Genomic DNA, 18,412 nt, shown 5'->3' with positions numbered 1-18,412 from the left:
TTTTCTTATTTATCTCACGTTTCCTCCAGCTTTCTTGTTGTCAGAATCTGCTTCATAAATAAATATGTGTTTTGCGTTACTCTTAATGCTGCCTTTCTTTTCATCAAATTGTTTCGTATAACTAGCAGCTTCCGCCTCTCCTTCAACCGCAATCATTGCAGGTTGCTCATGTACAGCATGTACAGAAAACTCTCGTTTTGATGCCGGATCCTTAAATGTTGCATTTTGTTTATAAGACTTTTCAAATTCTTTCTTTGCGATATCGGGTTCAATAGCAATTTCTTCTTGTGCTCGTAAAACACCTACTTTTACGGCTTTATCCATCGCTGTACTTCCAGCACGTTCTGATGCAGACTTATTATCTGTGTGTGTTGTATCTCCAATAATCATATCTGTCATTAAAAATAAACAACCAACAAATAATAATAGTGAGGCGGCCCCTATTATTATTTTTTGCATCTTTCTTCACCCCTCCTTAATTTTCAGACTTCCGAAATCGAAATCCACTTAAAATAGAACTTTTCTTTTGATTCAACAATTGGTTTGGCAGCAATAACTCTGCTATTTCCTTCATTATTCCTTCAAGCTCTTTATAATAGTTCCGACTAGATAATAACGTATTACTATTTAATTGAGATTCAAATACATCTTCTATCACATATGGTGCTAAAGCAGTTAATAACTTATCTCCAAAGCATTCTTCTACTACTTCATGCTTTAAAAGTGCAGGAGAAAATTTATTCCCAATGATCCTCGTTTTCTCTAAAGCTAAGTATGAAACAAGCTTTCTCTCCTTTTGTGTAAGAGGATGTGCTATCTTTAGCAATTGATGCAGATCTGGTTCTGCTACAAAGAAGATATAATCTGCCATTTCGCATATTTCATGGTATAAATCTTTATCCCAATCGTACCCCGCATCAATAATAGATATAGGCGCTTCTTGGTTAGCCAATAATACCTTAATAAAATGGTCAAAGTCCTGCTCTGTTTCGTTTTTCAGCTCTTGGTCCACTATAGGATTCTTTACGATATAATTTACTCTTCCTTGCTTCCATTTTGGAATTGATAATATATCAGATTCCTTCTGTAACATCTCTTTATACCGTTGCAACATAAACTCACTACGATAGTTTTCTGGTGCTTCCGTATATCCCTTTAATAACGGATACGTGTAGCCATCATCATATAGATTCTCTATATAATTCACATCAATCTGTAGTTCATTTAAATAAGCAGATAAAAGATGAGAAACAAAAGTTGCACCACTTCTTCTGTTCATGCTGGCCACAACAATTGTTCTTCTCGGAATAGCAATACCTATTTGTTTTTCATATACCGGCTCAAAAGCCAATTTATATTGTTTTTTTATAATAGGTGCTTGGGGAGTCTCATCTGGAACAGACTTACGCTTTTGTTTGTTTTTAAATAGTTTATTGGAACTAGAGGAAGTTCCACTGTTGCCGCTTTTCTCTAATTTACTTGATACTTCCTCTTCTTCCTCATCAACAGGAACTTCGGGCAACTTTGTTTGTTGTGGTGCCTGACTTGCTCCTACAATTTCCGCTACATTTTTAATATCCGATTCCTGTAGCAGCTGCGGGATAACTTTATTATCAATATCAATTTTACGAGAGTTAAATATGTCATAGATACCTAGATAAATCAGTTTCGCCAAAAACTCATCATCATTTTCACGCTCTGTAAATACCACAATACGAATATCTCGATTAAAGCGAATATCTCTTAGTTTCTGTAAGATAATCAATTCACGTTTCTCTTCATGCCCCGCATCAATATTTAATCGTTTGTCATTAATACATAGAATATCGGGCTGTTCTGTATCTAGAATTTCATCTAGATACTTGATATGCATCACATCACTATCAGCTACTTCAAATCCCGCACCAATAAAATCCTCACGTAAATATGCCGTATATACAGTATCACTAATAGCTAAAACGATTTTTTTCACCATAGTTAACCTCCTACAAACTCTAACGTTGGATTAAAATCATGTTTTCAATTGGAATTTGTGCCTCAAGATGAATCTTCCCAATAATCTCATTCAGAATATACTCCATTTCAACTTGTTCCATTGGACGTGGAGCTCCAAAATCAGAATTTAGTTTTACTCGTATTTCTAATCGATCTTGTATCTCATGTAAAGGTGTACCAAGATAAAGAATGCTGTAGTATAAAACACCATCTTCAATATTTTTTTGAATCATATCTTTTGTTTGATGAATAAACGTAACCTCAGCAAGCTCAACAAAAGGATCGTTAATTGTTACTTTGCTATTCCAATTTAAATTCCAAATCTCGCAATGCTCTTCCGCATGTACAACAACCCCATTAACAGAAGGCGTAATGGCAAAAAGACGATCCACAGGAACTTTGGTTAACGAGGTACTATTACCTTTCTTTAATTCAAGCCCTTTTTCCAATCGCTCATGTTCAAAAGCATATTCAGCACCAGTGAATGCGACTTCGCAAAATACTTGTTCTAACAATGGACGAATCCCCTCATATGTTCGTATAGCAAATACACTAAATTCCTGTGTTTCATCTGTACGAATGATTTCGTACAATTCATATTCAGATGCATTTGCTAAGGCAAAAGGAATATCTTTTATAAAATTCGGATCAGTATATAGATTCTCAGGAATTTGCGTTTCAGGATGATTTATAAACTCAAGGCATAATTGATATCCTTTTAAAAATGCATTTTTAACAGCTGCAGGGAATAGAGTTTCAAAACGTTTTACATTATTTTTAAACGTTTTTTCTTCAATTTCGTTATTAAATTCTCTTTCCTGTAAGATATTTGCCTTATTCCCTAGTAATAAAAAGTAGTGATTAATAATGCGACTAATATCCTCTTCAAATGCTGCATTGTCCTCACAATACTTTGTAAATCGTTCTTTACTCATGTTCACAATTTCGTTCATAGCTTCAAATTCTCCCTTTTTATTGTTATTTATACAAAAAAAGACACACCGATGGCAGGTTATGTGCCTTCGGTGTGTCCGTTTAGCTAGAAATTAAATCTATTAATTTGTATATTTCTCTTAGTTAATTGTTGTTCACGTATAAGAATACCTCTATGAATTTTAAAAGTCAATAGATTAATTACCTCCTTGTAAACTTATATTTATTCCTACTTTCTATTTTTCTATGTATTTAATCTAAATAAATACAAGTAATTAAATATAAATAATCACAAGTATTTTATATAAAACCAACAAGAAATATATATAACTAAACTCAATTATTAATTATAAAGAGATTCAGCAAATACCTCTAAAGCCTTGTATTACATACGTTCCTGGATATAAAGCTAAATTCACTATCGTAATATCCCCAATACATACAAGCTCTACATCATAGAAATCACAAATTAAGAAGTTAAATACCATATTACTAAGAATTCACAAGGTTAGAATCATATTACTAAGATAACCACAAGTATTGAATCGAATTATAAACATACTGAATCGTAACCAAACATAACGTAAATCGATTATATGCTTCCGTAAAAATGCTAATAGGTATATTTTCCTAAATAAAAAAGCATGTCTTCAAATTAAAGAACATGCCAAATAACCCTTGCTTTTAAGTGATTTTTTAACAAGGGCTGCCGTATATTTTTTTTAAAAAAAATTAAATAAATTCCGGATAAACACCATTTTTCTTATAATAATTTATCATTGCATCGTGCCTTTCCCCTGTAGACAAGTTTCTTTCCTTAAAACCTATCCAGGACTCTCTAAACTGTACACGCATAAATGCTGGTATAGAGAATATTTCTTGCTCTTTCATACAACTTTCAACTTGATCTAATGCATAAGTCATTGCGTAAATTAGTAATTCACTTTGTTTTTGTTTTGTTGGTAAATAGATCGCGATATCAACAATCTCTTGTCTAAATGCGGTCATTATATTTTCTTTATCTTTTTTTCGTAAGGCCTGTCCCATGTGTTTTAAACGAGACACCGCTTCTTTTCTGCACTTTGCTACTGGTCTATGTAATTCTTTTTTATCATTCTCAATTACGCAGTTCGAAGAAAATACCACGTTGAACTTCTCAATGATGATTTGTTTTACCTGTTTTCTTACACTTGTAATTCTTGTTTCATTAGATTTCTTCTCTTTAGAATCGATTGCAGTAAATTGCACAATGGGGTTAATAATTTCTATGTAGTGTCTTACTTTCTTTGCATTACGATTTAATCTCTTTTTCAAGGAAGACATCTTTCTTGTAATCTGAAACTCCTCAATTTTATGTTTATAATGTTCCATACCCACTTTTCTTGAAAAAGTATTGATTAAATCTAAAAGGAATATAATCCCTCTATTATCACGAGCCTTTACTAGACTACTCATTATCGTTGTTTGAATTAGGTGAAATGGTATACGGAAATACGATAGCGATATACCTGTCATGTTTGCAGTTTCTGCAGTAGTGTGATTATACAACGCATAATCTACAATTTCATATACAGTACGATTTCCAACAGGTGTTTCTTTTACGAGTATACGCTCCAAACAAACTTGAAACCCTGTATAAATTGTTGTGTAGGGAATCCCACTTTTCTTAGCAAGATCCATTATTTGAAATTCACGTGGTAGCATTCCTATATCATTGCATTCAAAGTGAAGCAAGATGTAAGTAGCTATAGCTGAAGATGGTAACTCTTTTCTTTCATTTTCTAGTTTTACGATATTTAATAGTCCATCAAAAAATTTAACCCCATGAACTTTAAAGTTCTGTTGGGAAAAAGCCATTTGCGTATGCATAATGTTGCTAACTCCTTTCGAAAGAGCAGAAAAAGGCACTGTCATACCACGGATACAAAAATACTACTCTCTTAAAAAAGTAATACTTGTATAACAACGGTAAACAATGCCTAAAAATACGCAAGAAATCCCCTTTTTAAGTTGCACAAATACATAAGATACAGTAAAATTATCTTATAATTTCATGCAAAATAAAAAGGTTTATTGGCTTTGTTTACCGCGGTCGTTGTTAAATTTCTTTTCGGGATTTTGTGCGGTGTACCACAATGAAGTAGTTGGCGCTATTTCATTGGGCTGATGAACCTTTTTTTTGCTTTATTATATTTTATTTTTTTATTATATAAACATTTTATTATTAATAAATTTGTATCTAAAAAAATACAAAAATATTAAAGTAACTACATCATATATAGTTTTTTCCATGGTTGCAAGGTGATTTTTTCAAAAGTATGACCTTTGCTAAATGACTATGTATAAATAACCACCACTCAAACGCCCCGTTGAGCGTCGCTCAACCAAAAGCCAATTTACTATAGGTGAGAATAATTTAAATATCTACTGATCAACCAACTGATTGCCGCTTAATTAACAAAAACCTCACCAATAAAGAGCGCATATAGAGTTTTTTCATTAACCAAACCTTTAATCACCCACTCAATCGCCAGTCACTTATATTGAAATGTCACTATTATTTTATATTGGTTGACTAGTGATTAATCGGGTGATTTTATTGTATTAAACCAAGTTGTAATCAGTCAATTAATCACCGGTCAACCATAACGTTATTTAGAGATGGATGACCAGTGGATGGTTGGATGATTGAGTGTGGAAGTGAGTTTTTAATAAGAATAAACTGTGGATTTCTAATAAAGTTGGATGCCTAGCAAAATGTTGTTTATGATTAATATACAAATAGTTTCATACTACTAATTAAGTAGAATGAAACTATTGATATTATATAGGAGGATATAAATGAAGAAAATTGATTTGATACCAAAACCTTTTTTCGAAACTTTAGGGGAACATGGCACAACTTATTTCGTAAATGGATACAGAGATGCGCAACCTAAGTTACATTTAGGTGAGTTTAATTCATTAAAAGAAGCTAGACGATTTATTTACAAATATGCTTATAAAAATCCTCAATGGCAAAATGCAGACGGAGACATTAACGAATATAACAATAAACCATCTAGATCTGAAAGTGATAATAAATGGTATAAGGACGTAGTTGAAAAAGAGTATAAAAAGTATGCTGATTTTAAAGATTGGAAGAAATAAAATTAGAAAACTCTTTGTATAGCAAAATAAACCTAAGTTCTATGATTATTATAAGTTTAAAACAATAGTTGTGAATGAATCATATTAATAATCAATGAACTAAGCTTTTGTAATGATATTAAGAATAAAAAAATAAAAAGACTATCAAATGATAGCCTTTTATTTTTTTCCAAAAAGCTTAGAGAAAAAGCCGCCTTTTTGTTCAGTATTCTCTTGTCGCTGAGCATTAGCACTTTTTTGTTCTTGAATTAATCGTATAGTACTCATTAACTTTTCGTCACGTTCCTCTAATCGCTTATTGATTCTATCGAAATTATCCTGACTTTGTTTAGCCACCGCAGCGAAGAATTCCATATTTTGTTTTGTTAATTCTTCAGTCACTTTAGCTGTAACTTCCTCAGTAATTTTTTCCGTCAAAGCTTCTATAAAGTCTGGATTGACCTGTTGTGCTTTAACTAATGAAGTTTCTTTTGGTTCACCATCACCGTCAACATCTTCAGCATAAACATTGCGAATAACCGTCGGATCCATATCTAAAAGCCCAACAATTTCGTGCTTTTTCTTTGACTCAGAATAATAATGTTTAATCTTTTTTACTGTATCAATACTATCCTCATGAACATATTTAAGTTGGCGTTCTTTTTTTATGTTCAAGTACTCATCGAAATCATTCAACCATCTACGAAGAGTACTTTCAGGAATATCAAGCATGGTTGCTACTTCAGATACGCGATAATAACCATCGCTTAACTGTTCATCAATCATTTGCTCACCACCTAACTATATGATGCCTGTCCTATAATACATTATATAAAAATTCTATAGAAACTAAAAGAACCCCTTTGTAGATTACATAAAATATCATGAACTTTTATACCTGATCACTCAATCATTCATTGCTCATTTATTTAGATGCATACCAATATTGCCTATGTTATCGAGCGGTGATTAGTCGGGTGAGTGTGATTAACACTTGATTACGGACAAAACCAGCTCGAAATTCTGTGAATCGAACTAAAAATTTTACATGGATTTTCATTTATTAAGATGTATCTTTTATAATCATTACGTATTCATTACAGCGTTTATTACCGTAATAAATGCGTAACAATTAAAATATTAATTACGGTAGTTATTGCGGAAGTATTTGAGGTATTGATTTAATAAGGTTCTTGATTATCATCCGTAGATGTATTATAGTTAGTACATACGATACTTCGGAAATATATACCGAAGTATCTACGGCTTTTATAACGGTATTAAATTCCGTATAATTATCTTGTCTTTTTGTACATATAGATAAAATTTATTATTTATTAAAGGTGGTGTGAAATTATTGTCTAATATATCAATGAGTAGTAGTGAAATTATTGATGTACTTTGTGAGAATTTAAATGATGGGATTTGGGCTTTACGTGTGCTATACGCCGAGGGCGCAATGAACAAAGAAAAGTTATGGGATTATATCAACCAATATCATAAAGACTATCAAATTGAGAATGAAAAAGATTATGAGGGTAAAAAAATACTTCCATCGCGATATGCATTAGATATTATGACTGCAAGACTTGAAGGAGCAGGGTTAATATCTTTCAAAGCAATAGGACGTGTTCGAATTTATGACGTAACAGATCTAGGAAACGTTTTAATTAAAGAACTGGAAAAACGAGTTGAGAAAAACAACTAAAATATATATTTGAGGAGGATATACATATGGCAGGCAATTTTTCAGAAATCGAAAGCCAAGGAAATATTAGTTTGAAATTTGGATTCTTAGGACTAGGTATGGGTGGATGTGCAATCGCAGCAGAGTGCGCAAATAAAGAAACACAAATTAAAAATAACAAATACCCATATCGTGCGATTCTTGTTAATACAAATAGTCAAGATTTTAATAAAATTGAGATTAAAAACACGGGGAACGTCCGTAAAATACAGTTAGAAGGATATGAACAGGGTGCAGCTCGTAATCCACAGGTTGGTGAGGAAGCATTTGTAAAGCATGAAGCAAAGATTTTTGAAGCGGTAAAACAAGAATTTGAAGATCGTGATTTTATTTGGATTACGTGTGGTCTTGGTGGAGGAACAGGAACTGGCGCTCTATTAAAGGCAATTGAAATGCTATATGAACATGATTACAATTTTGGATTGTTACTGACTTTACCACGTGATGCTGAGGCATTAAAAGTATTAGAAAACGCAACTTCACGTATTCGTAGTATTGCTATGAACCAAGAAGCTTTTGGCTCAATTGTATTAATAGATAATGCTAAACTATATAGAAAATTTGAAGAGGAAAATCCAAGTGCTTTAGCAAACGAATATACTAGCTATAGTAACAAATATATTGCTGATGCATTACATGAGATTAACCTAGTTACTTCATCATTTACACCGTTTTCAGATACACATTTTGATGCGAGTGAATTTGCTCAAGTAATTAATACACCAGGCGTTTTATCATTAGCAAAATTAGAACTAAAATCAAATCAATTAGACACTGAAAACCCGCTAGGTTACTTGACTCAATTAGGTAACGCACTAGAAAAAGGCGTTTTATACGATACAGAAAGAGAAGAGCTAGAAAGTGCTAAAAAAAGCGCGCTATCTATCGTTACATCACCGCTACGAGCAGGGCGATTATACAACTTCTCATTCCTTAACCAAATGGAAAACTTCTTAAAAGAAAGAACTCCATATGTAGATGAACGTCCTATAGCTCCATATGTTAATAAACATACAACAAAAAAAGAAGAGGATATAGTAAAATTCTATTCAGTTGTTGCAGGACTTCCATTACCAAAACGTGTAAGTGATATTATTGATGAGATTACGAGAATTAAAGAAGAACGTGAGCAAGCTAATTCAAAGAAATCCAATGCTGTTTTAAATAAACTTTTTGCATTTGATGATTCAGTACAAGAAGAAAAACCTAAAAAGAAAAAATTGAATTTTGGTGCTGAACCTGAAGTAGAAGTTGCTGACGATTCACAACCAGCAAAGAAGAAATTATCATTCTAAACAAAAGACCGACAAATATAATTTTGTCGGTCTTTTTCTATTGCAATAGCAAAAAGAAACTACAATACACAAGTGATTAATCTATTATATTTTCTGTATGTGTAACATGTCTTTATATAATGTAATTGTTTAAATAAATTGTTAGGCCGTCCTAACGATTTTATTCCAATACTTGAACCTTAAAAAAATTGTTCGGTTAAAACATGTCTTCTGTCCGAACAATTTTAAAAGAACCGAGAGACTATATAAATCAATGTTTCTAGCGAATTTTTAGGAAGAGAAGTAATCCAAACTTCAGCGTACAAGTTTTAGTATCTAGATTAAAGCAAATTCAGCTTAAACTTTTAATAATTTACAACTAAATTTTGCTGTAATAAGATATATAGAAATGGTTGTTATTTATTGAAAATACATTCGAGTTATGGAGTTGCATATAATGAAAAGTAAAACGTATAAATATACAAGCAAAGGTACACAGAAATCTTTTCGTTTAAAAGAGGCCGATATATTTGTATTTACATTTTTATATTACAAAAGGTATCTTACTACACGACAAATTACTCAGCTTTATAGTGCATTTGAGGGTAGAGATTTTTCTGAGGATAGTGTGTTTACGAAACTTAATCGTTTTTCAAAATACGGTGCGATCCTGACTAAAAAAATTGATAAAAGAGATGATAGTATAACCAGACGTGCGACATTCTCCTTAAAAGATAGAATGGTTGATTACCTTCAAGAATTAGGACGGATTCCTGCAGGATCTTCAAAACGTAGATATTCTTCTTCAAGCTCACTACATACACTTTGCTCACGAGAAATATTAGTACGCACACTTTTAGAAGTGTCGAAAAAGACCAATACGAATAAGATATTATCCGAGTTAGATATTCGCTCATATCATCAAAAACAAAAGAAAACAGAAATTGAAGATGCAGGTTTACTTCTAATTCCTGATGAACACATTTCATATAAAGACAAAAATATTTACATTGAAATGGATATGTGTAAAGAAACCAATGCTACCTTAGTTGAAAAGGTTGGGAAGTATATTGAATATGCACAAAAAAACACTAAGAATATAACTGTTGTTTTTGTTATGTATGACAAGTCGATGTTCCTTGCAGAAGATGCAGAACCTCCATACGTACGTATGAAAAATCTCTTATTTTCTATGCGAGAATATCATGAACATTTAATGAATCTACCAAACCTAAATATGCACATCTGCTCTTTGAAAGAAGCTGGGGATGTTATTTCAGATATTCTTCTAGGAATAGATGATAATCAAAACTTTGAACAAGATATTCTCTTACCTTTATCTAAACGTACAGTAGGAGATGCCGATTGGCGCTATGCATTTGTTGAAACAGTTCAAACATTTAAAGAGAAAATTGATGGTGGTCTTAGACGAACGTATAAGAGAGATAAAGATGTAATGCAAGATTTCTTCTTTATTTTTGGGAATGAAAATGATTACCGAATGATTGCTAGATTAGACGATGTTGTGTTTTCAAGAAGAGAAGGTGATGAAGGGGTGCCACTTGTTGTAATTTATCCAAAGCGCAAAAAGACTAGAGATATACTTTTAATGGACACGTATGACAACGTATTACTGCTATCCCTCCAAAATGAAGATGTTACTATCGACGCAGATGAACAGATCATGGCACGTACTGCAAATAACATACATCCGAAAAGACGTAAGCTTGTTGAATTATATTAATCGTTATTTTTTCATATACTTTTATACAATTTTATTGATTTTTATTATTTAAGGTGATAGAATTACGTTTGAACTAAACACAAAAAACTACAATCAAATCAGAACATATGAAATTAAGGCAAGCGACACACGCTGTTTTTACAGTGGGTGTCGCTTGCCTTTTTTTATATGGAGAAAGGTGGAAAATCAAAATGGATTTACAATATGCAACTACTACTACTGGGGGAGTGCTCTCTGCTAGAGAAGCATTTAAAAACCCGGAACTAGTCCTTAATCATATTACAGAAGAGGGGGCAACGTTTAGTGTTTCTCTACAAGATATCCAAATTCCAGGGAAACCAAATTTCTATTGGTACGATGTCATAATTGAAACGGCAACAGATAAAAAAATTGAGATAAATATTGCGGTACTTTCTCAAGAAGAATACAATCAACTCTGTGAAAGAGAGAGTATTGATTTATATTTAAAACAAACTGAAGATGCAGCAAAATTCTTTCTCGAAAAATCAAAGGAACTATTCCAACCAAAATTTAATAATCGATTCCAATTTAAACATAAAGCTCAACTGTATCTGTAAGAAGTAGGTGAGCCTATATGGAGACATTTAAACAACGATTACCGTTATTTACTACTATCGGTTTAATTAGCGGATTCATTCTTTCGTTTGGATTCGGTTTAGTAAACTACATCAAGTTACTCTACTATGCATTTGAACCACCGTCTTATCCTATAGAAATTACATATGTACCGCTTATTTTAATGTTCTTCTCTTTACTACTAGGAGAATTTAGCTTTAGGTTTTATAGTCGTATTCCAGCTTTGCATGTAGAGAATGGTAAATTAATAATTTTGATTGCTTCTCATATTGCGGTTGATATTCAATTTTTATGGTTTGCAACTGCTCCGATCCATGCAAAGGTTATTCCTTATCTTACCGATAAATCAAATCATCTTAATTTTGGTGAGTATGAAGCCTTAGGTCATGTCTTAACAGGCAATTTTCACACACTCACTATGATTTTTGTATTTTTACCAACAGTATTTATGATTTTGTTTACACTTTGGTATAGTGGGCATATTGTTCGTTACCGAGAAGAGATATTACAGTGGGTACAAAAATACGAATATAAAAATCACAAATTACAAAAATGGTTTAATAGCCAAGAAGAACAAATATATCCTGATGTAGAAATTGGACCGCATATTGAACATAAAGAAATGGTCCGAATTAAAGGGAAAGATAGAACATTAAATGGAATTATTATTGGGCCAATTGGTTCTGGTAAAACATCAAGTTTAATTATTCCTATGATAAATCAAGATTTACACTGGATGGTGCGTTTCATAAATAAGTTTGAAACTGCTTATAAAAAGAATGATTATGATACAGAAGAAGTAAAAGGAACTTTTTTAAATGGTGTCACTGTTATTGAACCCAGTAATGATTTATGTCAAAAAGTATTTAAATTGGTACAAGCACATAAGATCCCAGCAAGCTCAGTTTATTACATTGATCCAACTAATCCCGATACCAAGAATATAAACATTCTGCGGGGACCAGTTGATAAAGTTGCAGAGGTTTTCGCAATGGTTATTCAAGGTTTGTCTGAATCTAATAATGCATTCTTTGAACAAGCGCAACGTAACCACCTTAAACAACATATCTATTTATTAAAGCTTCACAATCCACAAAAAGATGTCACCTTCGATGATTTAATTGAGATGTACGACGATGTAGAACGTGTTCACCGTATGCATAAACTATTAAAGGTACAGGTCGAAAAGTTATATGATTTTGTTCAAAGTGGAGCTGCTTCACGTGACCAAAAAAATGAATATAAAATTATAAAAGGTATTGACGAGTGGTTTGATAATACCATTCGTGAAAAAATGGATTTTCAAGGTGAACCAGCCGTTTATAAATCAGGAAAATACCGCGGACAACCAATGCATTATGACAGAGAAGAAGAATATGTAAAAGGTTTACGCAACATATTAAAAGATTTGGCGTCAAACGTCTTAATACGACGTGTTTTATTTGGAAAATCCGATTTTGATTTCGATGTCCATTTAGAGCAGGGTGGCATTCTACTTGTTAACACTGCAAAAGGGGAATTAGCAGACCTTTCTAACGTATTAGGAAAATTTGTATTATTAAGTATGCAGAATGCGGTATTCCGTAGAGAACCAAACGTCTCACCTTACCATCACATAATTGTCGATGAGTTCCCGGATTATGTTGTGCGGCCGTTTAAAGAATTCCCTGCACAATCTCGTAAATATAAAGTGATTTTAACAATCGCTAGCCAAACGCTATCACAATTAGCTCTCGACTTCACAGAACAATACATGTTTACTTTATTAGGTTCATTCCGTAACAAAATGATATTTGGAGATGTAACACCATATGATGCAAAAATTTTCTCTGACATGTTTGGTGAGAAAGAGGAATTTAAAGAGGCAGAATCCGAACAGGGCATTTCCCCTATGCAAGAGAATCCAGTTAGTCGACTAGGATCAACTTATCAAAAAACGAAAGAAGTTGTTATGTCACCAGGAGATATCATGGCACAAGGTGCATTCATCTGTGCTGCTCGTATCGTACAAGATAATCATGTGCAACCTGTACAACAAATCACAAGTAACTTTGTACCAAAAGAAGAATTCGCCCAAGCGATCATTCAAGTAGATACAAAAACAGGGGAATATTGGGAAAATGAGCGTCTTCGCCTTATTAATGAATCTATAGAAAAAGCTAATCCTATGAAGCATGTGGATGCAGAAAACATGAAGAAAATACAACCATTACCATCTATCCAAGAAGGTGAGATTGAACAGAATAACTCCATGGAAACAAACAGGGAGCATCAACACATTGTATCATTGGAGGATTATAAGGGACACAAGTCTCAAAATGAAACCTTACCAAATGATCCCGCGGCAATGAGCCGGCAGGAAAATGTTGATGATGAAGTTGAAAATAAGTTGTATGAAGATATTAAAGAATTTATTATCGAATCACAACAAGTCTCGCCATCTCTTCTGCAAAGAAAATTCAAGATTAGCTATATGAAATCTATGCAATATATTGAGAAGTTAGAACAAAATCTAGTTGTAAGTTCTTACACAGGGGATGGTCCTCGTAAAGTATTAATTTCAAATAATAGTAGTACATCAGAAGAATCAAGTGTTATTACTACTCATTCATCTGACAATACTATTTTACCGGAAGTAGCTATTCCAATTGAAGGCGAAGGAATCGAACAAGAGGAAACTAGCTCCTTTAAGGATATTCTATACGACGATGTTTTAAGTTTTGTGAAGGAATCGGGAAGTATCTCTATTTCTGTACTACAAGACACGTTTAAAATTAGTTATACACGTGCATCGAGATTAATAGAAGCCCTACAACGAAATGGTGAACTGCCTGTAATAGCAGAAGAAACTCATGTAGAAAGTATAAGCTCTGAAATAAAAGAACCGGTCGTGAAAGAAGATATTAAAGAAACCATAGATATAGAATTACCTCCTATGGAAGAATGCTATGAAATAAACATGGAGGTAGCAGAACTAAACAAAGAATTATCTATTACTATGTTAGAGCAAGATTGGAATAAAGATTCCCTTATTCATTCCGCGGTTCCTGACGAAACGGAGCCACTGTTAGAAGAATTCCCACCTGTTGGAATTCCCAATACTATGATAGGAACTGCAGAAACAAGTATAGAATCTACTTCACTTCCCGTTACAAGAACAGAGCCAGAAGAAACACATGTAGAAATCAACACGGTTCCAATTGAAGAAACGCTTAATCATATCGAAGAAAACAAGCTAGATGAAGATGTAGCAAAAGTTTACGAATCTATTAGTATTACGGTACAAGAAAACTTAGAAAAAAATAGAGAAGAGCATTCGAAAAATGATGAGAAGCAACCAGAACATAAACGTATGAGCTACAAAGAACGCCAAGAGTACTTAAGATCTCAGCAAAAAAATAAGAATAATATTACGCAGTCACTGGTTAATAAAATTGAGAAACCTAAGCAAAAAACATCTAACGTAATGAGTAAGGAATTGAATAATTTCTTTGATTAATAGTTTGTAAACCTCAAATTAAATCTAGTATTGGTATAGTCAGGATTTCAGAAAAAAACACGCTAAGCCAAAAATACAATAAGCTGCCCATGTAGGCAGCTTATTTACATAATTATCGAAAACTGAAGTAATTCTGCTTGTATTTCTTGAAAGGAATTGTGTTGTGGTTTGTTATATATTATTCTTCCCACCACTCATTTTCAATTGCATTTTCAATTTTCTCTAATAAGTGTTTGTAAAAGTTGTCCGATTCTGGATAGATACCTTTTTCATGAGCACTCCAGTTTACAACAGGACATTCATTTTTCATCATTTTTTCCGTATCTAAACAATAGGAATACTCATCGCAATGCTCAATAATAATATATCCTTTCGGAATGTTGAAGGACTTAAATCTGTCATGGTAATGCAAAATATCGTTGCAGTCGTTCACATATAGACCATTACCCCCGCCTCCATATTCCTTTAGAAACCATCGGTAACTGTCTGGAAGCTTTACGTTAAGTCTCTCTTCAACTTCTTGAATAGCTTCTTCTTTCTCTTTATAGAAATACTCCCTTTGATTATTGAATTCAAGCAATTCTCTAATTTTACTGCGATACAACTCCATTTATGTTCCCCTCCTTTTCTTCATCTCAACAACAACTCCCTCTGTTTGGAGAGTCAATCTTTGTTTTGTTTTTCTAACAGTTGAATAACCCTATCTAACTTTTGCTCAACTGGATCTTGCTTTTTGTGATTGCTGGTATGCCGAATTATACGTATAATCCCGCCAAATAGTGCACCGATGATTACTAAAATAATAGCAACTCCTATGTAATAAATAGAGTTTTCTAAAGGCATTATTTAGAACCTCCTTTTCCACTATTTTACCATTTGAAAGAAGTGATATGTTGTTTGTTTTTGGCTGTATATTCTATACATATCAGATTAACATAACGTCTCATTATCGGTAGTAAAGAAAAAGGGAAACCCTACTCTCACAAGGGAACCTTCTTTTTTTGTTCTATGGAACTATACATTTTTTTATACATTCCTATTCTAGTGCGCATTTAGGGTTATTGTTTGTTACTGGATTACTCGAAAAATTGTATGAATTTCGCATGCCCTTAGAGTGGTTTTTTCAAAATACTAGCAGTACCCCTAGTAAGTCTGCATCATAGATTTTGATTTGACCTATAGCAAACTTATGATTTTAAAATTATTCTTGCATTTGAGTAGAAATACCATTATATTTATATTAACAACTATATAAATAAACCATAATTTACGTGAAGGACACACCTTACGTACCATCCCAACGGTACAGGTGTGTCCTTTTTTACGTTCTAGGAGGAAAATATAATGGCAGAAGATAAGACAAACACTCAAACTGTAGAAGAACTTGGAATGGCTTTTGAAACAGAGAATCCACAAGGTGACACGGTGTTAGAAACAAGCTTTAATCAATTTGAGCGAGTACGTGATCATGAACTAGAGGAATTAGCCCGTATGAAACGTGAGCGTACTGTAGGAAAAGGCTTAATTACAGTCGTATCCGAAAAGCTATTCCCAACTAAAAACGGAAAGTCTGAGCGTATACAAGTACTTACAATGCAAATTGGTACTCATACAACAGCATATTGCCCTATTACAGAGGCAGGTATAAATGTTCCTAAGAATCCCCAATGGCTAGTTGGTAGAACAAAGCCTTTAATCATTGAACACTTCCAGAAAACGGAGGAAGGCAACTTTGCTGTTGTATCTATCACAGCAGGAGAATTGGCACTTCAAAAAAGATTATATGAAGAAGTGACAGCGCAAGAGGGCAACAAGGTATACACAGGAACTGTTTCAGGACATATCCCATCTGCACAAACTGTTTTAGTTGAAGTACACGGTGTAACAATAGGTGTAAGGTACTCACACTGGTCCTATACATTCGTTCGTCCGGAGGATATTGTCATTGGTGATGTTGTAGAACTTATCATCGATAAAGTAGGGGAAAAGAATGGCCGCTATGAATTTAGAGGAAATAAAAAGAAACTAGAAACAGATCCAATTGAAAAGTTGTTAGAACTAAAGAAACGCCGCGACCGCTTTGTAGGTAAAATTGTAGGGGTAGACGCTATTGCGGGTATTTTCGTAGAGGTTGCACCAGGAATTCAGTTTAAAGGACTTAAGAGCCGTAATCTTGCCAATCCAACTGTAGAAGATGCGAAAAATCAAACGATTGTTACATGTGAGCTGCTTAATATCGACGCCAAAAATAGAAAAGGTACAGTGCGTATCCTAAATTATCCGCAGGGACAAAGTAAAAAAACTAATTCGTCAATTTTCCAATTTTAATGGATGACTATGCGTACAATAGAGAAACAATTGCCTACTTATGTCCCTTCTATTCCTCATTTATCAAGTGAGGATGTACAGGGACTTCAAATATACCGAATACATGAACTGAATAAAACCTATGTATTCCATTCTTTTGACGAATTGGTTAAGTTTAAGCAGCGTTTAACAGAAGAACAGTATACCGTACTTGCCTTCATTGGTGTTCATACATCTGTTCGATTTAATCATTTATTATATTTATTTAAGGGTAAATATTCCCGTAAGAAAATAAATGATGCACTTCAAGGATTACTTTACTACCGTCTAGTTGAAAAATGGCAAGTAGAGAGTTTTGATATGGAGATCTTTGAAGAAACATATACGTTATCCGACAATGGTTACAAATTTTTAAAATACTGGCAGGGAAATATGTTCTTCTTTGCTCCAGAACGAATTGATAATCACGGTAAATATGTCCACCTACGTTATTGGCACGATATAGATTTAATCTGCCACCTGCGTTATGCTCCATCGTTTTTAGGTCATATTATGCATCCATCTATTAGTAAAGGGGTTTTTACCCCTCCTTTAAGTTTTGCAGTGCAAGGCGGAGTAAATCACATATTTAATTTCGTTGTATACTCCACTCTACTAACAGATAAAAAAGATCGTTTAAAACGAATTATTGCTCGATGGAAAGATTTCGTAGAATCAGGAAAAGATGTTATTATGCAAGATTTAGGCAACAATCCTACAGTGTTAGTTATCTATGTTTCTACTGAAAACCAAGCAAAGCAAATTAATAATGAACTATTACTCGACCTGCTCCCTGGTAAAGTATTGTTATGTATAGGAGAAACCTTGCATATACAAGGATTACAACATGCATTTTACCAGCCCCTTGCAGAAGGAGAGATTAAACAATTAAATACAAAGCTATTCGCAACAAACTAAGCCACCCTTACAAGCTATTGATTCATTTTAAAGGGTGGCTTGTTTGTTATATAAAAAAGCGTGGAATATTTAAAAATAATTTAAGAAAACGAATTATCCTGTATCTCCCTCTATACAAATTACGGATTTTACGAAATAATATTCTTTGACACCTTTATACAGAAAAACAATATATACAAATATAAATATCCGTGTAAAGGAATATATTTGAAAGGAGTAACAAATTGCTA

General features: G+C 33.1%; 15 protein-coding genes. 8 read left to right on the top strand and 7 right to left on the bottom strand.

The window, feature by feature from the left end:
* Positions 1–9 precede the first annotated feature (9 nt).
* The 4 genes from PDQ40_RS22270 to PDQ40_RS22255 form a co-directional block, all read right to left on the bottom strand.
* Positions 10–459, bottom strand: coding sequence for a hypothetical protein (locus PDQ40_RS22270; RefSeq protein ID WP_048535753.1), 450 nt, complete (start codon positions 457–459; stop codon positions 10–12).
* Between the two features lie 16 nt (positions 460–475).
* Entirely contained in the window at positions 476–1,975 is a 1,500-nt protein-coding gene (locus PDQ40_RS22265) for a hypothetical protein (RefSeq protein WP_242227944.1), read from the bottom strand.
* A gap of 19 nt (positions 1,976–1,994) precedes the next feature.
* Positions 1,995–2,948, bottom strand: coding sequence for a hypothetical protein (locus PDQ40_RS22260; RefSeq protein ID WP_242227945.1), 954 nt, complete (start codon positions 2,946–2,948; stop codon positions 1,995–1,997).
* A gap of 712 nt (positions 2,949–3,660) precedes the next feature.
* Complete coding sequence (locus tag PDQ40_RS22255) at positions 3,661–4,797, bottom strand: hypothetical protein (protein WP_242227946.1); 1,137 nt, start codon at positions 4,795–4,797, stop codon at positions 3,661–3,663.
* Positions 4,798–5,769: 972 nt separating this feature from the next.
* Between PDQ40_RS22255 and PDQ40_RS22250 the strand changes: the two genes are divergently transcribed.
* Positions 5,770–6,078, top strand: a complete 309-nt coding sequence (locus tag PDQ40_RS22250; protein ID WP_000717777.1) for a hypothetical protein — start codon at positions 5,770–5,772, stop codon at positions 6,076–6,078.
* Positions 6,079–6,237: 159 nt separating this feature from the next.
* Here the strand turns inward: PDQ40_RS22250 and PDQ40_RS22245 are convergent, their stop codons facing one another.
* Positions 6,238–6,843, bottom strand: coding sequence for a DUF3967 domain-containing protein (locus PDQ40_RS22245; protein ID WP_000564666.1), 606 nt, complete (start codon positions 6,841–6,843; stop codon positions 6,238–6,240).
* Between the two features lie 586 nt (positions 6,844–7,429).
* Here PDQ40_RS22245 and PDQ40_RS22240 point away from each other — a divergent pair.
* The 5 genes from PDQ40_RS22240 (at position 7,430) to PDQ40_RS22220 (ending at position 14,918) form a co-directional block, all read left to right on the top strand.
* A complete protein-coding gene (locus tag PDQ40_RS22240) occupies positions 7,430–7,765 on the top strand; it encodes a hypothetical protein (RefSeq protein ID WP_000098927.1) in 336 nt (111 codons plus the stop codon).
* A gap of 26 nt (positions 7,766–7,791) precedes the next feature.
* On the top strand, positions 7,792–9,099 hold the full coding sequence (gene repX, locus PDQ40_RS22235; RefSeq protein ID WP_000918311.1) for a plasmid replication protein RepX: 1,308 nt from the start codon (positions 7,792–7,794) through the stop codon (positions 9,097–9,099).
* A gap of 436 nt (positions 9,100–9,535) precedes the next feature.
* Positions 9,536–10,822 carry a replication-relaxation family protein gene (locus tag PDQ40_RS22230; RefSeq protein WP_000837873.1) on the top strand — a complete coding sequence of 429 codons (1,287 nt, stop codon included), beginning with the start codon at positions 9,536–9,538 and terminating at the stop codon, positions 10,820–10,822.
* 191 nt (positions 10,823–11,013) lie between these two features.
* A complete protein-coding gene (locus tag PDQ40_RS22225; RefSeq protein ID WP_000365749.1) occupies positions 11,014–11,400 on the top strand; it encodes a hypothetical protein in 387 nt (128 codons plus the stop codon).
* A gap of 17 nt (positions 11,401–11,417) precedes the next feature.
* Positions 11,418–14,918 (top strand): DNA translocase FtsK, encoded by a 3,501-nt coding sequence (locus PDQ40_RS22220; protein WP_242227947.1) that lies wholly within the window; start codon positions 11,418–11,420, stop codon positions 14,916–14,918.
* Positions 14,919–15,096: 178 nt separating this feature from the next.
* Here PDQ40_RS22220 and PDQ40_RS22215 read toward each other — a convergent pair whose 3' ends face one another.
* Both PDQ40_RS22215 and PDQ40_RS22210 read right to left on the bottom strand, forming a co-directional pair.
* Entirely contained in the window at positions 15,097–15,528 is a 432-nt protein-coding gene (locus PDQ40_RS22215; protein ID WP_242227948.1) for an SMI1/KNR4 family protein, read from the bottom strand.
* Between the two features lie 53 nt (positions 15,529–15,581).
* Positions 15,582–15,761, bottom strand: a complete 180-nt coding sequence (locus PDQ40_RS22210; RefSeq protein ID WP_002013858.1) for a DUF4083 family protein — start codon at positions 15,759–15,761, stop codon at positions 15,582–15,584.
* Between the two features lie 501 nt (positions 15,762–16,262).
* On the opposite strand from PDQ40_RS22210, the gene PDQ40_RS22205 reads away from it, so the two are divergent.
* Positions 16,263–17,246 (top strand): RNA-binding protein, encoded by a 984-nt coding sequence (locus PDQ40_RS22205; protein ID WP_242227949.1) that lies wholly within the window; start codon positions 16,263–16,265, stop codon positions 17,244–17,246.
* Between the two features lie 9 nt (positions 17,247–17,255).
* Positions 17,256–18,182, top strand: coding sequence for a hypothetical protein (locus PDQ40_RS22200; RefSeq protein WP_242227950.1), 927 nt, complete (start codon positions 17,256–17,258; stop codon positions 18,180–18,182).
* The last annotated feature ends 230 nt before the right edge of the window (positions 18,183–18,412 follow it).

It is taken from the genome of Bacillus cereus group sp. Bc061, from assembly GCF_027715825.1.
Classification (GTDB): domain Bacteria; phylum Bacillota; class Bacilli; order Bacillales; family Bacillaceae_G; genus Bacillus_A; species Bacillus_A paranthracis.
This window is presented reverse-complemented; position numbering and strand designations above follow the sequence as displayed.